The sequence below is a fragment of the Pseudoalteromonas sp. APAL1 genome, assembly GCF_021532475.1.
Taxonomy (GTDB): domain Bacteria; phylum Pseudomonadota; class Gammaproteobacteria; order Enterobacterales; family Alteromonadaceae; genus Pseudoalteromonas; species Pseudoalteromonas lipolytica_C.
Map to the genome: position 1 here is coordinate 57,162 of NZ_JAKGAW010000016.1, position 18,625 is coordinate 75,786.

General features: G+C 42.1%; 19 protein-coding genes. 9 read left to right on the forward strand and 10 right to left on the reverse strand.

Translation table 11 applies throughout. The annotated features are described in order from the left end of the window. Positions 1–53: 53 nt before the first annotated feature. The 6 genes from L1264_RS10060 to lptM all read right to left on the reverse strand — a co-directional run bounded on the left by L1264_RS10060 (position 54) and on the right by lptM (position 4,663). Positions 54–764, reverse strand: a complete 711-nt coding sequence (locus L1264_RS10060) for an HAD-IA family hydrolase (protein WP_138557874.1) — start codon at positions 762–764, stop codon at positions 54–56. A 12-nt stretch (positions 765–776) separates the two neighbouring features. Beyond that, entirely contained in the window at positions 777–1,730 is a 954-nt protein-coding gene (locus tag L1264_RS10065) for a tyrosine recombinase XerC (RefSeq protein WP_135923162.1), read from the reverse strand. Next, positions 1,727–2,338 carry a DUF484 family protein gene (locus L1264_RS10070; protein ID WP_135923163.1) on the reverse strand — a complete coding sequence of 204 codons (612 nt, stop codon included), beginning with the start codon at positions 2,336–2,338 and terminating at the stop codon, positions 1,727–1,729. The genes L1264_RS10065 and L1264_RS10070 overlap by 4 nt, the downstream gene beginning before the upstream one ends. Further along, complete coding sequence (dapF, locus tag L1264_RS10075) at positions 2,335–3,165, reverse strand: diaminopimelate epimerase (RefSeq protein ID WP_135923164.1); 831 nt, start codon at positions 3,163–3,165, stop codon at positions 2,335–2,337. Before dapF ends, L1264_RS10070 begins: the two co-directional genes overlap by 4 nt. A gap of 64 nt (positions 3,166–3,229) precedes the next feature. Beyond that, on the reverse strand, positions 3,230–4,483 hold the full coding sequence (lysA, locus tag L1264_RS10080; protein ID WP_199526013.1) for a diaminopimelate decarboxylase: 1,254 nt from the start codon (positions 4,481–4,483) through the stop codon (positions 3,230–3,232). Next, a complete protein-coding gene (lptM, locus tag L1264_RS10085; RefSeq protein WP_130050045.1) occupies positions 4,484–4,663 on the reverse strand; it encodes an LPS translocon maturation chaperone LptM in 180 nt (59 codons plus the stop codon). It abuts the gene before it with no gap. 148 nt (positions 4,664–4,811) lie between these two features. On the opposite strand from lptM, the gene cyaY reads away from it, so the two are divergent. The 8 genes from cyaY (at position 4,812) to add (ending at position 14,394) form a co-directional block, all read left to right on the forward strand. Further along, entirely contained in the window at positions 4,812–5,135 is a 324-nt protein-coding gene (gene cyaY, locus L1264_RS10090) for an iron donor protein CyaY (RefSeq protein ID WP_036974421.1), read from the forward strand. Then, positions 5,132–5,788, forward strand: coding sequence for an alpha/beta hydrolase (locus L1264_RS10095; protein WP_138557872.1), 657 nt, complete (start codon positions 5,132–5,134; stop codon positions 5,786–5,788). The genes cyaY and L1264_RS10095 overlap by 4 nt, the downstream gene beginning before the upstream one ends. Before the next feature lie 24 nt (positions 5,789–5,812). Next, positions 5,813–6,676: a DUF2914 domain-containing protein gene (locus L1264_RS10100; protein WP_199526012.1), complete on the forward strand. Its 864-nt coding sequence runs from the start codon at positions 5,813–5,815 to the stop codon at positions 6,674–6,676. A 29-nt stretch (positions 6,677–6,705) separates the two neighbouring features. Beyond that, on the forward strand, positions 6,706–7,644 hold the full coding sequence (gene hemC, locus L1264_RS10105) for a hydroxymethylbilane synthase (RefSeq protein ID WP_135923168.1): 939 nt from the start codon (positions 6,706–6,708) through the stop codon (positions 7,642–7,644). 1 nt (position 7,645) lies between these two features. Continuing rightward, a complete protein-coding gene (locus L1264_RS10110; protein WP_138557870.1) occupies positions 7,646–9,457 on the forward strand; it encodes a uroporphyrinogen-III synthase in 1,812 nt (603 codons plus the stop codon). Continuing rightward, on the forward strand, positions 9,454–10,563 hold the full coding sequence (locus L1264_RS10115) for a heme biosynthesis HemY N-terminal domain-containing protein (protein WP_199526010.1): 1,110 nt from the start codon (positions 9,454–9,456) through the stop codon (positions 10,561–10,563). Before L1264_RS10110 ends, L1264_RS10115 begins: the two co-directional genes overlap by 4 nt. 30 nt (positions 10,564–10,593) lie before the next feature. Beyond that, positions 10,594–13,290, forward strand: a complete 2,697-nt coding sequence (locus tag L1264_RS10120) for a CHASE domain-containing protein (RefSeq protein ID WP_235403952.1) — start codon at positions 10,594–10,596, stop codon at positions 13,288–13,290. A 102-nt stretch (positions 13,291–13,392) separates the two neighbouring features. After that, positions 13,393–14,394 carry an adenosine deaminase gene (gene add / locus L1264_RS10125; RefSeq protein ID WP_199526006.1) on the forward strand — a complete coding sequence of 334 codons (1,002 nt, stop codon included), beginning with the start codon at positions 13,393–13,395 and terminating at the stop codon, positions 14,392–14,394. A 9-nt stretch (positions 14,395–14,403) separates the two neighbouring features. Here the strand turns inward: add and L1264_RS10130 are convergent, their stop codons facing one another. The 4 genes from L1264_RS10130 to L1264_RS10145 all read right to left on the reverse strand — a co-directional run bounded on the left by L1264_RS10130 (position 14,404) and on the right by L1264_RS10145 (position 17,605). Next, complete coding sequence (locus L1264_RS10130) at positions 14,404–14,820, reverse strand: CBS domain-containing protein (protein WP_054554669.1); 417 nt, start codon at positions 14,818–14,820, stop codon at positions 14,404–14,406. Positions 14,821–14,965: 145 nt separating this feature from the next. Continuing rightward, positions 14,966–15,679: an NAD(P)H-flavin reductase gene (fre, locus tag L1264_RS10135; RefSeq protein ID WP_199526004.1), complete on the reverse strand. Its 714-nt coding sequence runs from the start codon at positions 15,677–15,679 to the stop codon at positions 14,966–14,968. An 87-nt stretch (positions 15,680–15,766) separates the two neighbouring features. Continuing rightward, a complete protein-coding gene (ubiD, locus tag L1264_RS10140; RefSeq protein WP_199526003.1) occupies positions 15,767–17,233 on the reverse strand; it encodes a 4-hydroxy-3-polyprenylbenzoate decarboxylase in 1,467 nt (488 codons plus the stop codon). Positions 17,234–17,314: 81 nt separating this feature from the next. After that, on the reverse strand, positions 17,315–17,605 hold the full coding sequence (locus L1264_RS10145) for an MliC family protein (protein WP_199526002.1): 291 nt from the start codon (positions 17,603–17,605) through the stop codon (positions 17,315–17,317). A gap of 113 nt (positions 17,606–17,718) precedes the next feature. On the opposite strand from L1264_RS10145, the gene L1264_RS10150 reads away from it, so the two are divergent. Further along, positions 17,719–18,624 carry a DUF808 domain-containing protein gene (locus L1264_RS10150; RefSeq protein WP_138557905.1) on the forward strand — a complete coding sequence of 302 codons (906 nt, stop codon included), beginning with the start codon at positions 17,719–17,721 and terminating at the stop codon, positions 18,622–18,624. Position 18,625: the final 1 nt, after the last annotated feature.

Here is an 18,625-nt window from a genome sequence, read left to right on the forward strand (position 1 = left end):
CTGCCATGTATCTTCCATACTTTATTAAGCATAAAACAAATTACAAAAAGTGGTTACTTTTTAACTAAATGATTCAATAAAAAGATATCGTTAATTTCGATGTCAGCTAATCCCTTGTATTTGTAATTTGCTGCCTGATTATTCAACCAAACACTTTGACAGCCAGCGTTATTTGCACCTTGAACATCTGTGTCGAGACTATCGCCAATATGCAAAATCTCTTTGTGAGCTACATTTAGCTTTTCTGCTGCAATGTCGAATAAGCCGGGATGGGGCTTCGCTTTACCATGAGGGCCTGCTTGTAAGACAAGTTCGAATACCCCTTTGAGGTTAAACTTGTCGACTTCGACATTGCCATTGGTTATTGCTATTAAGCGAAATTGTTTGCTGAGAGCTTTTAATAGCCCTAACACTTCTTTTGACACGGTAATTTGGCTGCGGGCATCTGCAAATGCTTGATAGGCGTTGTTAGCATGTTGTTGTGCTAAATCATTTTTAAACCCCAGATCGTGCATGGCATAGAGTAGTGCCGCACGTCGCCAGCGAGTCACATCGTCAATGAGGCTTGGATCTAGCGCTAAGGCTTTGTCGCGACAATAAAGCCAATACTGCGTGTCATTAGTTGGCCATTCTGGCAGCTTTGCTAAATAATCAGCTTGCGCTTGTAAAGCTGATTTAATGATCGGATGGTTGTTATAAAGTGTGTCATCTAAATCAAAACTTAAAACAGTAACAGGTGATAAAGCACGGTTAAAACGGATCATAATTACTAAGTATTACTCTGGAGTTGAGCGCTTTTTAGCGCGTGGATGAGTGTTATCATAAACTTTGGCTAGATGCTGAAAATCAAGGTGTGTATACACTTGTGTTGCCGATAAACTGCTGTGCCCTAATAGTTCCTGAACGGCACGTAGATCACCAGACGATTCTAAAATATGCGAAGCAAATGAGTGGCGAAGTTTATGTGGATGAACTTGCGAGCTGATCCCTTGTTTTATTCCCCACTCTTGCATACGGAGGCGAACTTGACGAACTGAAATGCGTTTTTTTTGGCTGCTCAAAAAAATAGCCGTTTCATCTGGGTGTGCAAATTGTGGACGAATTTTTAACCAAGACTTTAAAGCGTTTAATGCTTTGCTACCTACAGGCAATAAACGCTCTTTATTGCCTTTACCACGCACTAAAATTTCACCTTCAGTGGTGTTTATATCTTGTATGTTAGCGCCAACTAACTCGCTAATCCTTAACCCTGATGAATACATCAATTCCATCATTGCTTTGTCACGTATTGTTAGTGGTTCTTCACCTTCTAGTTCTAATAGCTTTGCCATTTGATCAACGTCTAAATTTTTAGGCAATGGCTTGGAAAACTTTGGCCCTTTTATAGCCTCAGCTGGGTTATGGTAGTGAACGTGATTTTCAATCTTTTTAGTTTTAAGAAACTTGTAGAGACTACGAATGCAACTAAGCTTTAAGCTAATTGTGCGGCCACTAAGTTGCTTGCCTCGTAGTTGCATACTGTAACGGCGAATATGCTCACCTTGAACAGCAAACCAGTTTTCACAGAGTTTACTAAAGTATAATGCTGCAAAGCCTAATTGACTTGTGTATTGGTTGACTGTGTGTGCTGAGTATTGCTTTTCGTAGCGTAAATAATCTGCAAAAAGTTGGATAGGTGTGCGCCAAGCATCACTTAATTCATCTATATTTGGCGTCGTCACATCGCTCATGCAAGTTCCAATAACCGCAGTTGCAATGAGCGAACAAACTCAAGTACGAAAAAGCTATCTTTAGCGGGCTCAAAGTGGTTTACATCATGACTACCAAACGCCAATATGGCAACAGGATGCGCGGTGTTTCCGATCAGGTAAAGGGCAGTTGACTGTATTGAACCAGAAAATAGTAAATCGCATTCTTGTTGGTTGATACGACCTAAATAAATGCCATCGTTTTGTAGTCGATGAGTTATTAAATCATCAAACTTCTTTTCATATTTCACTAAGTGACATTCATTAATTAGTGGGTTGGTACATATAATGTTACGCAGATTGATGGCGAGCGTTTTAAAGTCGTAATTAGTCCATAGTTGGCGATGACATTCGCTGAACAGGCGGTAGATTAATTCGTTTTCTTTTGCTTGCTCAAGAAGTTGATCAATCTTATTTTTCAAAAATGTATTATGTTCACGGAGCTGGCGCTGTTGAATATGAACCAGTGAGGTTGCTCCAGCAGCTTGTTGATGCAGTTCAATGTCAGCGAGTAACTCTGGCTGTTTAATGAAAAAATCAGGGTTTTCAGTTAGGTATTGTGCAATTTGTTGTTCTGTTAGTTTGCTCATAATGCCACTTGTCCATCAAAAACATGTTCAGCAGGGCCAGTCATTCTTACTGGATGTCCTTCACCTTGCCAGCGAACTTGCAAGCTTCCACCAGGTAAATCTACTTGCACTGTGTTGGCAAGCTTATTTTGTACTTGACCAATAACGACAGCTGCACAGGCACCTGTTCCACATGCTAAGGTTTCGCTTACACCTCGCTCCCAGACTCTAAGTTTAATATGATCTTGAGAAATTACCTGCATAAAACCAACATTGGCTCGTTGTGGAAAACGCTCGTGATTTTCAAGCAGTGGCCCTAAAGTGTTCACTTCGGCGGTATGAATATCATCGACTTCTAACACGCAATGTGGATTACCCATAGAAACTGCACCACTGAAAACCGTGTGCTCTTCTGTGCGGATGATATAGGTCAACTCACGTTTACTGGCTTTTAATGGTATTTTGTTTGGTTCAAAGTTTGGGTGGCCCATGTTGACCGTTACTTGGCCATCTTTTTCAATGTATAAAGTCAAGTTACCTGATTTAGTTGAAACCGAAATTTTATGCTTGTTAGTGAGACCTTTCATGCGCACAAAACGGGCAAAACAACGAGCACCGTTGCCACATTGTTCTACTTCGTTACCGTCAGCATTGAAAATTCGGTAATGAAAATCTAAATCTGGAGAATAAGGGGCTTCAACCATGAGTAGTTGGTCAAAGCCTATGCCGAAATGGCGATCTGCCAGTTTCTTTATTTGGTCACGAGATAAGAAAACATTTTGAGTGATGTTATCAATAACGACAAAGTCATTACCTAGGCCGTGCATTTTTGAGAAATTAACTAACATAACGCTCTAATTCAGGATTGCTCTGAGCTAATCATGCCACAGAGCTGCCCGGTTATAAAAACGTTTATGGTAAAATTTTCTCGCCTTGCCATAGGCTTTCTAAGGTTTCACGTTGACGAATTAAATGACTTTGTTGGCCATCCACCATAATTTCCGCAACACGAGGGCGCGAGTTATAGTTTGAGCTCATGGTAAAACCATATGCGCCTGCACTGCGCTGTGCCAATAAGTCGCCTGCTTGAAGTGCTAGTTGACGATCTTTACCTAAGAAGTCTCCGGTTTCACAAACTGGGCCTACAATGTCGTAGTTGTGAGTTGGCGTATCATCTTCACGAGGTTCAACCGGCACAATATTTTGCCAAGCCTGATAAAGAGATGGGCGAAGCATATCGTTCATACCCGCATCAACAATAGCAAAATACTTGTCTTGGTTTTGCTTTATAAACTCAACTTTGGTGACTAATATGCCGGCGTTGGCAGCAATTGCACGGCCAGGCTCAAAAATTAGTTCCAAGTCTTGATAATCAGCTAAGCGTGCGGTGATTTTGTCTACATATTCACTTGGGTGAGGTGGCGTTTCGCCGTTATAAGGCACACCCAATCCGCCACCAATATCAAGGTGTGAAAGTGTTATGCCAACGGCTTTTAATTCTTCGATAAGAGTTAGTACTTTTTCAAGTGCAGCTAAAAAAGGTTTAATTTCTGTTAGCTGCGAGCCAATGTGGCAATCGACACCGGTAATTTTTAAACCCGGTAATGATGCCGCATGTTGGTAAACTGTCACTGCAGTTTGAATATCAATACCAAATTTATTCTCTTTTAGACCTGTTGAGATATAAGGATGCGTTTTAGCATCAATATCAGGGTTAACACGAATCGAAATAGGTGCCACAAGGTTTAGTGACGTCGCCACCTCAGAAATACGCTCAAGCTCTGCGACAGATTCAACGTTAAAACACTTGATCCCCAATTTAAGTGCATACGTTATTTCATTAGCGGTTTTTGCAACGCCAGAAAATACCACTTTACTGGCATCTCCACCTGCTTCGATAACGCGTGCAAGCTCACCTTTTGACACGATGTCAAAGCCAGAGCCAAGACGGGCTAAAATATTGAGCACGGCAATATTTGAGTTGGCTTTTACGGCATAACATACCAAGCTTTTATGTAACTTTGCTGCATCAGCAAAGGCACGGTAATGGCGCTCAAATGTTTTACGAGAATAGATATAACACGGTGTACCGTATTGTTCTGCCAGCTCTTTGACAGCGATGTCTTCAGCGAACAGCTGATTATTATTGTAGTTAAAAAAGTCCATCTATTGGTCCTGTTTTTGCTCTGGTTGTTCGGATGGATCAGCCTGTGGCTGAGATTCTTTAGGCTGTGCAGTATCATCTGGTAGATAAAGAGCACCACTTTGTCCACATCCTGCTAGGGTTAGAAGTAGGGCGCTAAGTGGTAAGATTGTTTTTAATTTTTGGCTATGAGTCTCTTTCATTAGATTAATACGATTGCTGGCTTTATAATCGCAGAGTAACAGAATATTTAAAAAATGCAGCTATTCGCGGATGAATTTATTCCTGTTACACTTGTTGTACACAATCTGCCCCCAGATCTAGGCTTAAAGCCAGTTAAAGGACATTAAAATGACTGATCATGAATACCACACACTAGCCGATGCATTAATGCTAACTATTGAAGAGCAAATCGATGAATGTGATGCCGACTTAGATTATGAATCAGCGTCAGGTATTTTAGAAATCATCTTCCCAGATCGCAGTAAAATAGTGATCAACAAGCAAGCACCACTTCATCAAGTGTGGGTTGCGACGAAATTTAATGGTCACCATTTTGAACTACGCGATGATAAGTGGATTGATAACCGCTCGGGTGCTGAGTTTTGGCAGTTTATGTGTGATGCAGCAACACGTCAAGCGGGCCAACCTATTGAGTGGCGCTCAGAACTATGAGTTTAGAGTTTGTCGAATACCCAGCACAGAGTGACCACAAAGCAACCGTCATTTGGTTACATGGGTTAGGTGATTCTGGTGATGGTTTTGCGCCAGTTGCACCACAGCTAGCACTTCCAGCTGAGCTTGGGGTGCGTTTCGTATTTCCGCATGCACCTGTGCAACCGGTCACCATTAATGGTGGTATGGCAATGCGCTCTTGGTACGATATTAAATCGATGGATTTAGATAAACGTGCTGATGAACAAGGTGTGCGTGACTCGGCTGCAAAAGTGGCTGAGCTTATTGACCAAGAAATTGCAAAAGGGATTGCTGCAAACAAAATTATTCTTGCAGGTTTTTCGCAAGGAGGGGTGGTATCGCTACACTTAGCGCCACGACTCGATTATAAATTAGCGGGTGTAATGGCACTATCAACTTACATGTGTGTACCAGCTAAATTAGCCGATGAAACCAAGCAACAAGGGTTAAATATATTTATGGCACATGGTCGATTTGACGATGTGGTACCGCATAGCGCTGGCAGGCAAGCATTTACTGTACTTAGCGCTAATAACATGGAAGTAAGCTGGCAAGACTATCCGATGGCGCATCAAGTTTGTGGTGAAGAACTTATGGCTATCCGTGAGTGGTTAATTGCTCGCCTGAGTTAATTTTTGGTTGTGAAGGGGCCAAACATGACAAAAAAAATTGTAATAACAGCTAACATGAATGCTGAAAAATCAGAAAGCCGCCGCCTAGAAACGGTCACTTATCAGTGGCACTGGCGACGCATATTTATGGTTAGCAGTGTGATTTTTGTCGCACTAGCAGCTGTTATCTATAGTTTTGTTGGTGCTGTTAATGCCGAACAGGCTGAAACCGATGAGCAAAGTGCTGAAGCAACGGGTACTGTTATGCAACAACCTACAGCAGCTGACACTGTATCGCCAAGCGAACTTGAACCAGCTTCACCTCAACTGCAAGCACCTGCTATTCAAGTCGTCGAGCAAAAGCAGGATGTAGAAGCGCCTGCTGATGAGCAGCCAATAACCTCTGACTTAGAAACAGAAACGACAGCGCAAGCAGAGGCTATTGATGAAGCTTCGCCGGTCCTTGAAGAAGAAAACCGCGACGAACCTATTGTCATCGCTAAAAATTCTGATGTTCAACAGCAATTTTCTCAGTCTGCTCATATTGCTAGCTTAGCGATTGGCGCTAAAATAGACACAGATAAAGTTAGTAGAGCGGTATTAACAACCGATGTTGTTGATCGAGAACCAGTCAACGTTCTAAAAAACGATGTAAAATTGTCGGAAATAACGCAAAGCTTAAGCTTTTTTAGTGAGCTTAAAAATATGCAGGGACAAACTGTTCGTCATCAATGGTATTACCAAGACACTCAGCTTGCATCTATTGAATTAGCAATAACTAGCCCGCGTTTTCGAACCTACTCAACCAAAAACATCATGCCAGAGCAACTCGGCGAATGGCGGGTAGAAGTGGTGGACGCGCAAGGTACTTTACTTGCGCAAAAAGAATTTAGACTTTTAGCTGATTAATTTCGGCCAGATAAACAATTGGAATTTTCATGACTCAGACAACAAAACGCGTTCGTATCGCTACACGTAAAAGTGCGCTTGCTCTATGGCAGGCCGAATTTGTAAAAGCACAGCTAGAGCACTTTCATGACGATGTGACGGTTGAACTTGTTCCTATGTCGACGCAAGGGGATATTATCTTAGATACACCGCTGGCTAAAATTGGTGGTAAAGGCTTATTTGTAAAAGAATTAGAACAAGCCATGCTAGATGGTCGAGCAGATATTGCTGTGCACTCGATGAAAGATGTGCCGGTTGAGTTTCCTGAAGGCTTAGCGCTTCATACTATCTGTGAGCGTGAAGACCCTCGTGATGCATTCGTATCAAATAACTACAAAAGCTTAGACGAGTTACCGCAAGGTGCTATTGTTGGTACATCGAGCTTACGTCGCCAATGTCAAATTCGTGAAGCACGTCCTGATTTAGATATTCGTGATTTACGCGGTAACGTTAACACTCGTTTAGCTAAGCTTGATGATGGTCAATATGATGCAATTATTCTTGCAGCAGCAGGTTTAATTCGTTTAGAAATGCCAGAGCGTATTACGGCATTCATTGAACCTGAGGTTTCATTACCTGCCAATGGTCAAGGTGCCGTCGGCATTGAATGTCGTGTAGATGATGAAGTAACAAAAGCGCTGCTAGCACCACTTGAGCATACAGAAACACGTATTCGTGTTAATGCCGAGCGTGCCATGAACCGCCGTTTAGAAGGCGGCTGCCAAGTACCTATTGGTGCTTTTGCGTTGGTTGATGGTGAACAAGTGCATTTACGTGGTTTAGTTGGCGCAATTGATGGAAGTCAAATGCTACGTGATGAAGTTTCTGGCCCTGTTAGTGACGCTGAGCAGCTAGGTATTACACTTGCTGAAAAGCTACTTGCGCAAGGTGCAGATAAAATTTTAGCAGAAGTATATAGAGACGCTTAACATGCATATATTGATAACTCGTCCAGAAGGGAAAGGCACTGAACTTGCGCTTGCGCTTCAGCAGGCGGGTTATCGAGCAACCCAGTGTCCAGTGCTTACCCTTGATTATCTTACCCCAAGTAGTAGTGAGCTCTCACCACTTGAGAATGCTGATAAGATCATTTTTATCTCGCAGGATGCTGTTCATGCATTGTTAAAGCTCACGCCCACAATTAATAAAGCAGCACAACTTTATGCTGTTGGACAACAAACGGCAGATGCAGTGTATGAAGCCTTTGGGCGTCGAGCTGCAGTGCCGAAAAATCATGACTCAGAGGGCTTGCTCGAGTTAAAAACTCTACAAGATGTAGAGTTGGATAATATTGTTTTGGTTAAAGGTGAAGGTGGGCGCACAACGATAGCGAAAACCTTAAAACAACGTGGGGCACTTTTAAATCAGCTCGTGGTATACAAACGAACTGCAATCGAGAGTGAACCAGGTAAGTGGATGGACCACTGGCAAACAATTGATGTAGAAGGTATAGTCATTACCAGTAATGCAGCTGTTGACGCCATTTTTAATGGTCTCAATGAATCGCAGTTAGCATGGTTAAAAGCGCGACAATTTTATGTTGCCAGCGAACGTATCGCTGATTATTTAAAACAACAAAATGTAGCAAGAACGCAGATACACATTGCTGCAGGGGCAAGCGATAGTGCTATGTTCGCCTGTATTGATAAGCAAGGTAGCAAAATGAGTGAAGCAGATTTAAAACAAACCACAAAGCCAGCCAGCGCTGAGCCTGCCAAAAAAGCACCTGCAGCTAAACCAGCAGCAGTTCAGCATAAAAGAGGGATAAGTAAAACAGGGAGCTTGGCTTTACTCATTTCACTCCTTGTTGCCTCGGCTGTGGGATATGAGTTTTATCATAAACTTAATGGCGATCAACAATCTACTCTTGCTATTAATGAGCTGACAACAGAAAACCAACGTTTACAGCAACAGCTTGATGCGGTGAAAAGTGCCCAGCAAACATTGCAGCAATCGCTATTTAATACTGAACAAAAAGTTACTGATGCGCTGAATGAAAGTGCTGAACAAACGCAGCAGCAGCTGCAAGCGGCTTTAAAGCGTGCCGAGCAGCAAACTTTTACACTTAATCCGCAAGAAGTCACAAGCTTGCAGCGTATGGCTGAGTTTAAACTCTGGGCTGAGCACGACTACCAAGGTGCTGCTGCTGTATTATCTCGTTTAGATAGCTTGCTTGCTGAGCATCCTGGAACAGGGGCTATTCGCCAAGCAATTCATCAAGATTTGCAAACATTAAATGCCATTGAGCCAGTTGCTGTAGAAGCCATTTATTTAAAGCTGCACGGAATCAATCAGCAAGTGACTGAGTTGGCATTTAATGCTATTTCTCTACCTGAAGAAGTAAAACAAGAAGATCCAAATCAGCTTAGTGAAAACGTCAGTGAGTGGCGTCAAAACCTTGCAAAATCTTGGCAGCAATTTAAAGACTTCTTTGTCACAGTTCGTACTCGTGAAGACATGGTTGTTGCGCCATTTTTAAGTGAACAAGAGCGCCATTTAGTAAAACAACGCCTAAGTTTATATATCGCACAAGCGCAAGACGCCGTATTAACAAAACAAAGCAGTGTGTACTTTAGTGCAGTTGATGCAGCGCATGACTTAGTGAAAGATTACTTTAAACAAGATGATGCAGTCACTAAAGCGGTATTAACTAGCTTGACTTCACTTTCAAAAGAGCAACTCGATTTCAGCCCTAAAGTATCACTGCAAAGTACTGAGCAGGTGAAGGAGTGGGCACAATGATCCGCTTCTTATTGATAATCATCGCTATTGCAGCTTGCTTAGGAATAGCCCCTTTTTTTATTGATCAAAAAGGCTATGTGCTTATTGCTTTTAACAATACCACGGTTGAGGGCACTATTTGGGGCGTCACTGCGTTAGTTTTGTTGGCTTTTGCTGCGATATTCTTGCTTTATAAATTGGTGCGTTATTTGTGGTCTTTGTATAGCCATACGCGACATCGTTTTTTTGCTCGAAGTGAAGAGCGCAAACATGCTGCGATTGAACAAGGGATATGGAGTTTAATCAATAACGATTACACCGAGCTTGAGTTAGCACTTGAAAATAATAGTGTGGCAGAGCAATGGAATGATGTGCGTTATGCTTTACTTGCCAAAGCAGCATTGGCAAATAACAACCGTGAACAAGCAACTAGTTACCTTGATAAAATCAGTCAAGACAAGCAGCTAAAAGTCGCTAACTTATGGGTTGCAAGTGGTGAGACGAGTACTATTTTTGCTGACCTTAAAGCCTTGGCAGAGCGTAAAAAAGCCTCTAGCTTAGAACTTAAAATGTATGCTCACGTACTGATGCAAGAGAAAAAGTGGTCGGCGCTTAATGAATTTATGCCTCGCTTATTACGTAAAAAAGCACTTTCAGATAACGAATGGCGTCAGCTATTTGACCATTACTTTTCTGCGCAACCTAGCAGTGAACTAACGACACGTTATGAGCAATTAGCCAAGAACTTAAAACCGTTAGCTGAAGTGAGCTATTTTTCAGCTATGGCGCGCGTGGGTGATCTTAATAAAATTGAGCTAAGCTTAATCAAAATGCTAAAAAAACCACTTCAGCATAAAGATTTAGCACGTATTTTACGAGCTAGCACGGCGGGTGATGCACTCAAACTGCAAACAAGCTTGCAAGATATATTAAAAAAAGACACCGAAAATACAGACCTGCTTTTAGCCTTAGCATGTTTAGCAAATGCTCATGGCCAGTACGACTTAGCTGCACGAGTATTTGATAAAGCGCTTAATGCAGATAATCGCGACGAGTATTTGCAGCAAGCAGTGCTAAGCTATAGTAAAAGTGCTCAACCAGATAAGGCCCTGGTACTGTATCAGTAATTTTGGCTTAGCCTGCACAGGAGCGATGGCTTGAAAAACTTATTTGCGCTGACACTAAGTATCGCTTTCGCTTATTTTCTAACAGGGTATTTAAGTAATTCTCTTTTGGCAATCGACGGCTATGCTGTTGCAGCATGGCCCCCTTCTGGTATAGCTCTGGCCAGTATCTTACTTAGTCGAAACCGTGCCTTACCGGGGGTGTTGTTGGGGGCTTTCTTAGTCAACCTTATCCATCTCGATAAAGTTACTGATATTTTACATTGGCAAGTTATGTTACAAGCCATTGGGGTAACAGCAGCATCTACTTTCCAAGCCTGGTTGGCTTATTACATTATTATTCATGTTGTAAAACGTCCTCTTGAACTATCTTCGCTAAAACAAAGTGTGCAAGGGTTAATCATTGGCGGCCCACTTTGCAGTCTTATCGCAGCATCGACAGGTACTGCGCTGTTGGTCATCAATAATGTGATTCCTAGCTACGCGGCACTTAATAATTTTATTGCTTGGTGGATTGGTGACAGTATCGGAGTACTCATTTTTACTCCGTTAGTTTTAGCGGCATTTAGTTATAATCATGCACGGCAGCGACTACAAATTATTGTTCCTTCACTATTAATTTATATGATTATTTGTGTTAGCTTTTATGGCGCAGCAAGTGTTAAAAAGGAGAAAGATTTACAGCGCAAAGAAGCAAAAGTAAGTGCAATAAAAACCAATCTTGAACACAAAATTGATGAAATTAAGTCTCATCTGTCGTTATTGGCAACCTTTTTTGCAAGTAGTGACATAGTTGATTTTGCAGAGTTTAAGCGCTTCACCTCAAGACAGCTGCAATACAGTAAAGAGATAATAGCGTTTGAGTGGGCACCAAAAGTGATTAATTCACAATTGGATAATTACCAAAATTTGCTGCGCGAAGAGCTTGGGCCTAATTACTATATCAAAGAGAAAAATTCCGCGGGACAATGGCAAGCGGTAAGTCAGCGTGCTATTTATTTTCCGGTGCAATATATCCACCCATTGCAAGGCAACGAGGCCGCACAAGGTTTTGATTTAGCCTCCCATGAACTGCGCAGGCAGGCACTGACAGACGCTCGTTTAATAAAAAATGTCACAGTGAGTGAGCCTATTACCTTGATGCAAGGTGATGGTAACGATAAAGGAGTCTTGTTCTTTAACCCTGTTTATTCAGACATAAATCATCAAGTCGGGTTTAGAGGTTATGTTGTTGCTGTGGTTAATTTAGAGTTGCTGGCGCAAACACTAAACTTTAATCAGAACACAGAGATTGATGCCAGCTTCTATGACGTTACCGACGGCAGTAACCCTGTCGAAATTTATAACCCTCAACGTGTTGGAACAACGGCCATTGCGAGCTTTAATTTTATTATTGGTGAGCGTGTCTGGCAGGTGAAATTATGGGAGTCAGTCGCGCAATCGTCTTGGTTGCCTTATTGGCTTGCACAAATAGTCGGTATGCTGTTTGTTTGGTTATTGATCACCTTTTTGATTTCAGTAACCGGTACTAATATTCAAATTCGTCAGCAAGTAGCAAAACAAACCCAAAGCCTCCGTGAAGAAAAACAAAAAGCGGATAAAGCCAGTCAAATAAAAAGTGAATTTTTGGCGAATATGAGCCATGAAATACGCACTCCTATTAATGGTATTAAGGGGTTGCACTACTTGGCTATGCAAGAGCAAGATTGGCCGCAAGCACGTAGTTATGTTGATCAAGCCGATGGTGCATTGAATGTACTATTAAGAGTTATTAATGATGTTTTAGATTTTTCTAAAATAGAAGCTGGGCGCTTGGAAATGCATCAAGAGCCAATCGATGTTAATGCGCTTGTTAGTGAAGTTTGTAATTTGCTGCAATTTGAATTGAACACTCGCTCTTTAGAGTTTGACGTTGATTACGACAGCTCTTCGCAGTTAGTGATTTACACCGATCCTATTCGGTTAAAACAAGTGCTGTTAAATTTATTAAATAATGCTGTTAAATTCACACCACAGGGGCATATCACTCTACGTATTTGGCAACAGCGTGAGTTTACTTACTTTAGTGTTATTGATACCGGTATTGGTATTAGCAAAGAAGCGCAACAGCGATTATTTCAGCCATTCTCGCAAGCAGATAGTTCAACCTCACGCCGTTTTGGTGGCACAGGTTTAGGGTTAAGTATTTGCCAAAAATTGGTTTCGATGATGGGTGGCAGTATCAGTTTGCAAAGCGTTGAAGGGCAAGGTTCAACGTTTACTATTTCAATCCCTTTTGAGTCACCTTTATCAGAGGTTATCCAAAGTGATGATGAAGTTGTTGATATTGATGTCAGCTCATTATCATTCGCAGATTACGCAATACTTTTAGTTGAAGATAACCCGCTAAATCAGCATGTCGCTAGCTCTATTTTAAAAACCAAAGGCTGTCAGCCTGATATAGCAAAAGATGGCCACGAAGCTATTAAGATGATTAGTGAAAAAAGCTACGACCTTGTACTAATGGATATTCAAATGCCTAACATGGATGGCCTGCAAGCGACTAAGGTTATTCGCAATGAGCTGCTGATCTCCGAGTTACCGATTATTGGCTTATCGGCAAATGCCCATGATGATGACCTTAAGAAAGGCCTCGCCAGTGGCATGAATGGTTACCTAACTAAGCCAATTGACGCTGATAAATTGTTTAAAACATTGTGGCAGCATCTGCACGGCAAAAGTGCTTTATAAAGCAGACAATTGACCTCTTAAAAGTAAATATATTCATCTACACTTGAATTATCGTTGTGGGTACGTATGATCCGCGAAAATTTTCTGAACTGAGTACTAATTATGATCAACAAGACACTTCCTTTGCTTGATATTCATCGTCATCTTGACGGTAATGTTCGCCCACAAACGATCTTAGAACTTGGTCGTCAGTTTAATCTTGAATTACCTGCAGATACAGTAGAGGCGCTGATCCCTCATGTTCAGGTTATTGACCCTGAACCAAATCTTGTCGCCTTTTTACAGAAATTAGATTGGGGTGTAAAAGTACTCGGTGATTACGATGCCTGTCGTCGTATTGCCATCGAGAACGTTGAAGATGCTATTGCACAAAGCCTAGATTACGTAGAGCTTCGTTTTAGTCCATATTATATGGCGCAAAGCCAAGGACTGCACCCGCAAGGTGTCGTAGAAGCGGTGGTTGATGGTGTTAGGAGTGCGTGTCAAAACGCACCAATTAAAGCCAACTTAATCGGCATTATGTCGCGTACTTATGGCACTAAAATTTGTCAGCAAGAGCTTGATGCGTTACTTGCTTTTAAAAATGATTTAGTTGCTGTTGATTTAGCTGGTGATGAAATAGGTTTTCCGGGTGAATTATTTGTTGATCACTTTAAGCAAGTTCACGATGCATACTTAGCTGCTACTATTCACGCTGGTGAAGCGCGTGGTAGCGAAAGTATCTGGCAAGCAATTAACGAGCTTGGTGCAACGCGTATTGGCCATGGTGTAAAAGCGATTGAAGATGCAGCGCTTATGGATCACTTACGTGATAAACGCATTGGTATTGAGTCTTGCTTAACCAGTAACATTCAAACTAGCACTGTTGCTGAGCTTGCAAAACACCCGTTAAAAACCTTCTTAGACCATGGTATTTTGGCATCAATTAATACTGATGATCCGGCAGTTGAAGGTATTGAAATTGCGTATGAGTATCAAGTAGCCGCGCCTGCAGCTGGTTTAAGCCAAGCCGATATGGAAAAAGCGCAAGCTAATGCGTTTGAAATTGCTTATTTAAGCGAGGCAGATAAAGCGGCTTTAAAACAGTTAGCTGCTAATCGTTAAGCAGCTAACTTACACTTGGTGCTCTTGGCATGAAACGTAGTTTTCATACAATGCCTTGAGCACATCTCCTCGGCTGATCATGCCAACAACCTTACCACCCTCGATAACTGGGTAATTCTTTGGCTTACCCGTTTTCATGGCATCTGCCAGCTCAATGATGTTTTGATCGCTACTTACGGTAACAACATCGGTGCGCATAAGTTGTTTTACCTTTACCACACCATCGCAGAAATAACTGTTTTGCATCAGCGGTTGCAAAAGCTCTTGTTCAGATATAAAGCCAACTAGGCTTTTGTTGTCATCGAATACAGGTGCGCCCAGTAATTTAAACTTTTGCAGCTCGCTAATAGCGGTGGTCATTTCAGTTTCAGGCGTAATGTGTGGCAACTTACGTTGCATAAAGTCTTGTACTTTTGTATTTAGCATTTGGGTCTCTCCCCATCGTTATTCTAATCAGAGTATGGTCAAGGAAATGCTGTTTGTGAAATTGTTTAGATGGATTAGGGCGATAGGTAAAACAAATAAAAAAGGCATCCAATTGGATGCCTTAAAAATAATCTGTATCACTTAGCTATTTAATGAATGCAAATGCATCGGCATACATGTTTTCGCGGATTGCACCATGATTTATGAAATCATCGCGAACAACGCCAATCATGTCGAAGCGACCTGCCATGTAAATATCGTATGGTTCTAGCGACACGATATCTGCCATAACGGCTTTGTGAACGTAACCAGTTTTACCTGTCCAACTTTGCGACGCATTTTCAACTACAGGAATGTATTGGAAATGAGGGTTACTGTTTGCCCATGCTTGCATTTCGTCATGCGCATATAGCGCAGCTTGCTCACGTACACCCCAGTAGAATAATACCGGGCGCTCACAGCCTATTTCTGCAAGGTGATCAGCCATTGATTTGGCATAAGAAAAACCGGTGCCGCCAGCAAGTAGAATAATAGGGCGCTCACCCTCTACACGAAGTTGCGAAATGCCTAGACCCACTTCAACATTAACTTGTTGTTGCTGAGCATGTGCTTGACGCAAATGATCAAGCGCTTGCATCGCGTATGAATCAGCACCTGAGGCACCAATGTGTAGTTCAATTTGCTCAGTTTGCGACGGACAGCTAGCAATAGAAAAGGCACGCTTATCTTTTTCGCCTAATACAAGTTGCATATATTGGCCTGCCTCGAATGACACAGGTTGCTGTGGTTTCAAAATGACCTTATGTACGTGGTCTGTAAGCGGGCTGATCGCAACAACGTCAGCGAGTAGTGTTTGCATAGTTTACCTTTATAAGCACAGAAGCAAATTCGGTTATGAATCGCACTCATAACCGTTAAATTTTGAGCAGTTTAACATAGACACAGCCTAGAGAATATCTAAGCTGTCCCATAATTCATCAACACGTTCTTTGATTTTTGGATCCATAACAATGGGCTCACCCCATTCACGATCTGTTTCGCCTGGCCATTTATTGGTTGCATCCATGCCCATTTTTGAGCCAAGGCCAGAAACTGGCGATGCAAAATCTAAATAATCAATTGGCGTGTTTTCGATCATCGTCGTATCGCGAGCTGGGTCCATACGCGTGGTAATTGCCCAAATCACGTCGTTCCAATCGCGTGCGTTTACGTCATCATCGCAAACAATCACGAACTTGGTATACATGAATTGACGTAAGAAAGACCACACCCCCATCATCACGCGCTTGGCATGACCCGGGTATTGTTTTTTCATCGTGACCACAGCCATACGATAAGAACAGCCTTCAGGTGGTAGGTAAAAATCTACAATTTCAGGGAATTGCTTTTGCAGAATTGGCACGAACACTTCGTTCAAAGCAACCCCGAGTACGGCTGGCTCATCTGGTGGACGGCCTGTGTAAGTGCTGTGATAAATTGGGTTTTCACGATGTGTAATGTGAGTGACCGTCATCACCGGAAACTCGTCTACTTCATTGTAGTAACCTGTGTGATCGCCATATGGGCCTTCAGGGGCTGTTTCACCCGGCATAATATGGCCTTCAAGTACGAACTCAGCGGTAGCAGGCACTTGTAGGTCATTTGAAATCGACTTAACAACTTCTGTTTTACTACCGCGTAGTAAGCCCGCAAACGCGTATTCGCTTAGGGTGTCAGGTACTGGCGTTACAGCGCCTAGGATTGTTGCAGGGTCTGCCCCTAATGCGACCGATACAGGATAGGGTTCGCCTGGGTGCTCTTTACACCATTCACGAAAATCTAATGCGCCACCACGGTGCGATAACCAACGCATAATAATTTTGTTTTTACCCAGTAGCTGCTGACGGTAAATACCTAAGTTTTGGCGTTTTTTATAAGGCCCTCTGGTAACCGTTAAGCCCCATGTTATCAAAGGTGCTGCATCACCTGGCCAGCAATGTTGGATAGGCAACTTGGTTAAGTCGACATCATCACCTTCAAGTATGACTTGCTGACATGGTGCTTTTTTTACTTCTTTAGCGGGCATATTCAACACTTGTTTGAATACCGGGATTTGGCCTAGTGCCTCTTTAATGCCTTTAGGTGGCTCAGGCTCTTTTAAAAAGGCTAATAGCTTACCGACTTCGCGCAGCTCACTGACATCATCTTGACCCATTCCCATTGCTACTCGCTTTGGCGTACCGAATAGGTTAGCAAGTACAGGAATAGAGTGACCCTTAGGATTTTCGAATAGCAGAGCAGGGCCTTCTGCACGCAATGTACGGTCAGCAATTTCGGTCATTTCAAGGTAGGGATCGATTTCTTGTTTGATCCGTTTAAGTTCACCTTTTTGTTCTAGTAGCTCGATAAATTCGCGAAGATCTTTGTATTTCATTCTGGTCGCTTAAACGCTAAATAAATTGTCGCTATTATACTCAAAACCATTAATTAAGCGAATTTAGCCGCGACAGTTTGGTTAGCTTTGCTTTAGCTGACAATGATATTTTTTTCCTTTCAAAATAAGCATGGCTTCGTCGCCTTTAGACCAAAACAACACATGATCATCGCTGTACTTTACGCCTGAACCACTGACTTCTCGATATAAAGTGTAAGTATTATCGACGAATGAAAGCGTTGCTTCGTCTTCATTATTATCAACAATACTCGCAGTTAAGCCATTATCACATAGATAGTTGTTTGCCGTGGCTTGCTCAGCACACGCGCACAAAGTGACTAAAGCGAGCCCTGAGAGAAGTTGTTTGTTCATGGAAACACCCCTGTTTTTGAATGAACTCTAAGCCTAACAAAGAAAAATTAACCGTTGGTGAAAATGGCTGGATAAGTTATGTTGACAGTGTACTTAATGGGCAAGGAACCACCATGGCTGGCACTAATTTATTAACCTTACTTGATGATATTACAACTCTTTTAGACGATATTGCGACGATGAGTAAAGTCGCAACAAAAAAAACAGCAGGGGTGTTAGGTGATGATCTAGCTCTTAATGCCCAGCAAGTGACAGGGGTAACTGCTGATAGAGAATTACCAGTGGTTTGGGCGGTAGCAAAAGGCTCATTCATTAATAAGGCCATATTAGTGCCAGCAGCTTTGTTGATTAGTGTTTGGTTGCCTTGGCTTATTACTCCTTTATTAATGATTGGTGGGCTATTTTTGTGCTTCGAAGGAGCTGAGAAAATTATCGAAAAACTGTTTGGTCACGATAGTCACGAAGGTGAGCAACTGGTTGAGCAGCAAGACTTGCAAGAATACGAAAAGCAAAAAGTTAAAGGCGCTATCCGTACTGATTTTATCCTCTCTGCAGAAATTATCGTTATAACATTAGGCACGGTTGCTGGTGCAACGCTGGTAAATCAAGCTTTAGTGCTCAGTGTAATTGCAATTATTATGACCATTGGCGTTTATGGGTTGGTGGCAGGCATTGTCAAACTTGATGATGCTGGTTTGTATTTACTGCAAAAAGCGCAGCAAAGTGGCGGTAAGTTTAAAGAGCTGGTTGGTAAGTTTTTACTTGCTGCAGCACCTAAACTAATGCGCTTTTTAGCCTTTGCAGGAACGGTTGCTATGTTCTTAGTTGGCGGAGGTATATTGGTACATGGTATCCCTCTTTTACATCACGCCCAGCAGGGTAGTACTGAGTTTGTAACGGGTTTACTTGGTAAAACGGGTGAGCTGGTTTCGCCGGTTATTTTTGATGGTTTGTTGGGAGTTGTTGCAGGGGTTGTGATTGTCATATTCGTTAGTCTTTTCAAGAAAATTTCAAAGTAGC

Coding starts and splice junctions, on each gene's coding strand:
- L1264_RS10060 (WP_138557874.1), bottom strand. CDS start 764: ATGATCCGTTTTAACCGTGCTTTATCACCTGTTACTGTTTTAAGTTTT.
- L1264_RS10065 (WP_135923162.1), bottom strand. CDS start 1,730: ATGAGCGATGTGACGACGCCAAATATAGATGAATTAAGTGATGCTTGG.
- L1264_RS10070 (WP_135923163.1), bottom strand. CDS start 2,338: ATGAGCAAACTAACAGAACAACAAATTGCACAATACCTAACTGAAAAC.
- dapF (WP_135923164.1), bottom strand. CDS start 3,165: ATGTTAGTTAATTTCTCAAAAATGCACGGCCTAGGTAATGACTTTGTC.
- lysA (WP_199526013.1), bottom strand. CDS start 4,483: ATGGACTTTTTTAACTACAATAATAATCAGCTGTTCGCTGAAGACATC.
- lptM (WP_130050045.1), bottom strand. CDS start 4,663: ATGAAAGAGACTCATAGCCAAAAATTAAAAACAATCTTACCACTTAGC.
- cyaY (WP_036974421.1), top strand. CDS start 4,812: ATGACTGATCATGAATACCACACACTAGCCGATGCATTAATGCTAACT.
- L1264_RS10095 (WP_138557872.1), top strand. CDS start 5,132: ATGAGTTTAGAGTTTGTCGAATACCCAGCACAGAGTGACCACAAAGCA.
- L1264_RS10100 (WP_199526012.1), top strand. CDS start 5,813: ATGACAAAAAAAATTGTAATAACAGCTAACATGAATGCTGAAAAATCA.
- hemC (WP_135923168.1), top strand. CDS start 6,706: ATGACTCAGACAACAAAACGCGTTCGTATCGCTACACGTAAAAGTGCG.
- L1264_RS10110 (WP_138557870.1), top strand. CDS start 7,646: ATGCATATATTGATAACTCGTCCAGAAGGGAAAGGCACTGAACTTGCG.
- L1264_RS10115 (WP_199526010.1), top strand. CDS start 9,454: ATGATCCGCTTCTTATTGATAATCATCGCTATTGCAGCTTGCTTAGGA.
- add (WP_199526006.1), top strand. CDS start 13,393: ATGATCAACAAGACACTTCCTTTGCTTGATATTCATCGTCATCTTGAC.
- L1264_RS10130 (WP_054554669.1), bottom strand. CDS start 14,820: ATGCTAAATACAAAAGTACAAGACTTTATGCAACGTAAGTTGCCACAC.
- fre (WP_199526004.1), bottom strand. CDS start 15,679: ATGCAAACACTACTCGCTGACGTTGTTGCGATCAGCCCGCTTACAGAC.
- ubiD (WP_199526003.1), bottom strand. CDS start 17,233: ATGAAATACAAAGATCTTCGCGAATTTATCGAGCTACTAGAACAAAAA.
- L1264_RS10145 (WP_199526002.1), bottom strand. CDS start 17,605: ATGAACAAACAACTTCTCTCAGGGCTCGCTTTAGTCACTTTGTGCGCG.
- L1264_RS10150 (WP_138557905.1), top strand. CDS start 17,719: ATGGCTGGCACTAATTTATTAACCTTACTTGATGATATTACAACTCTT.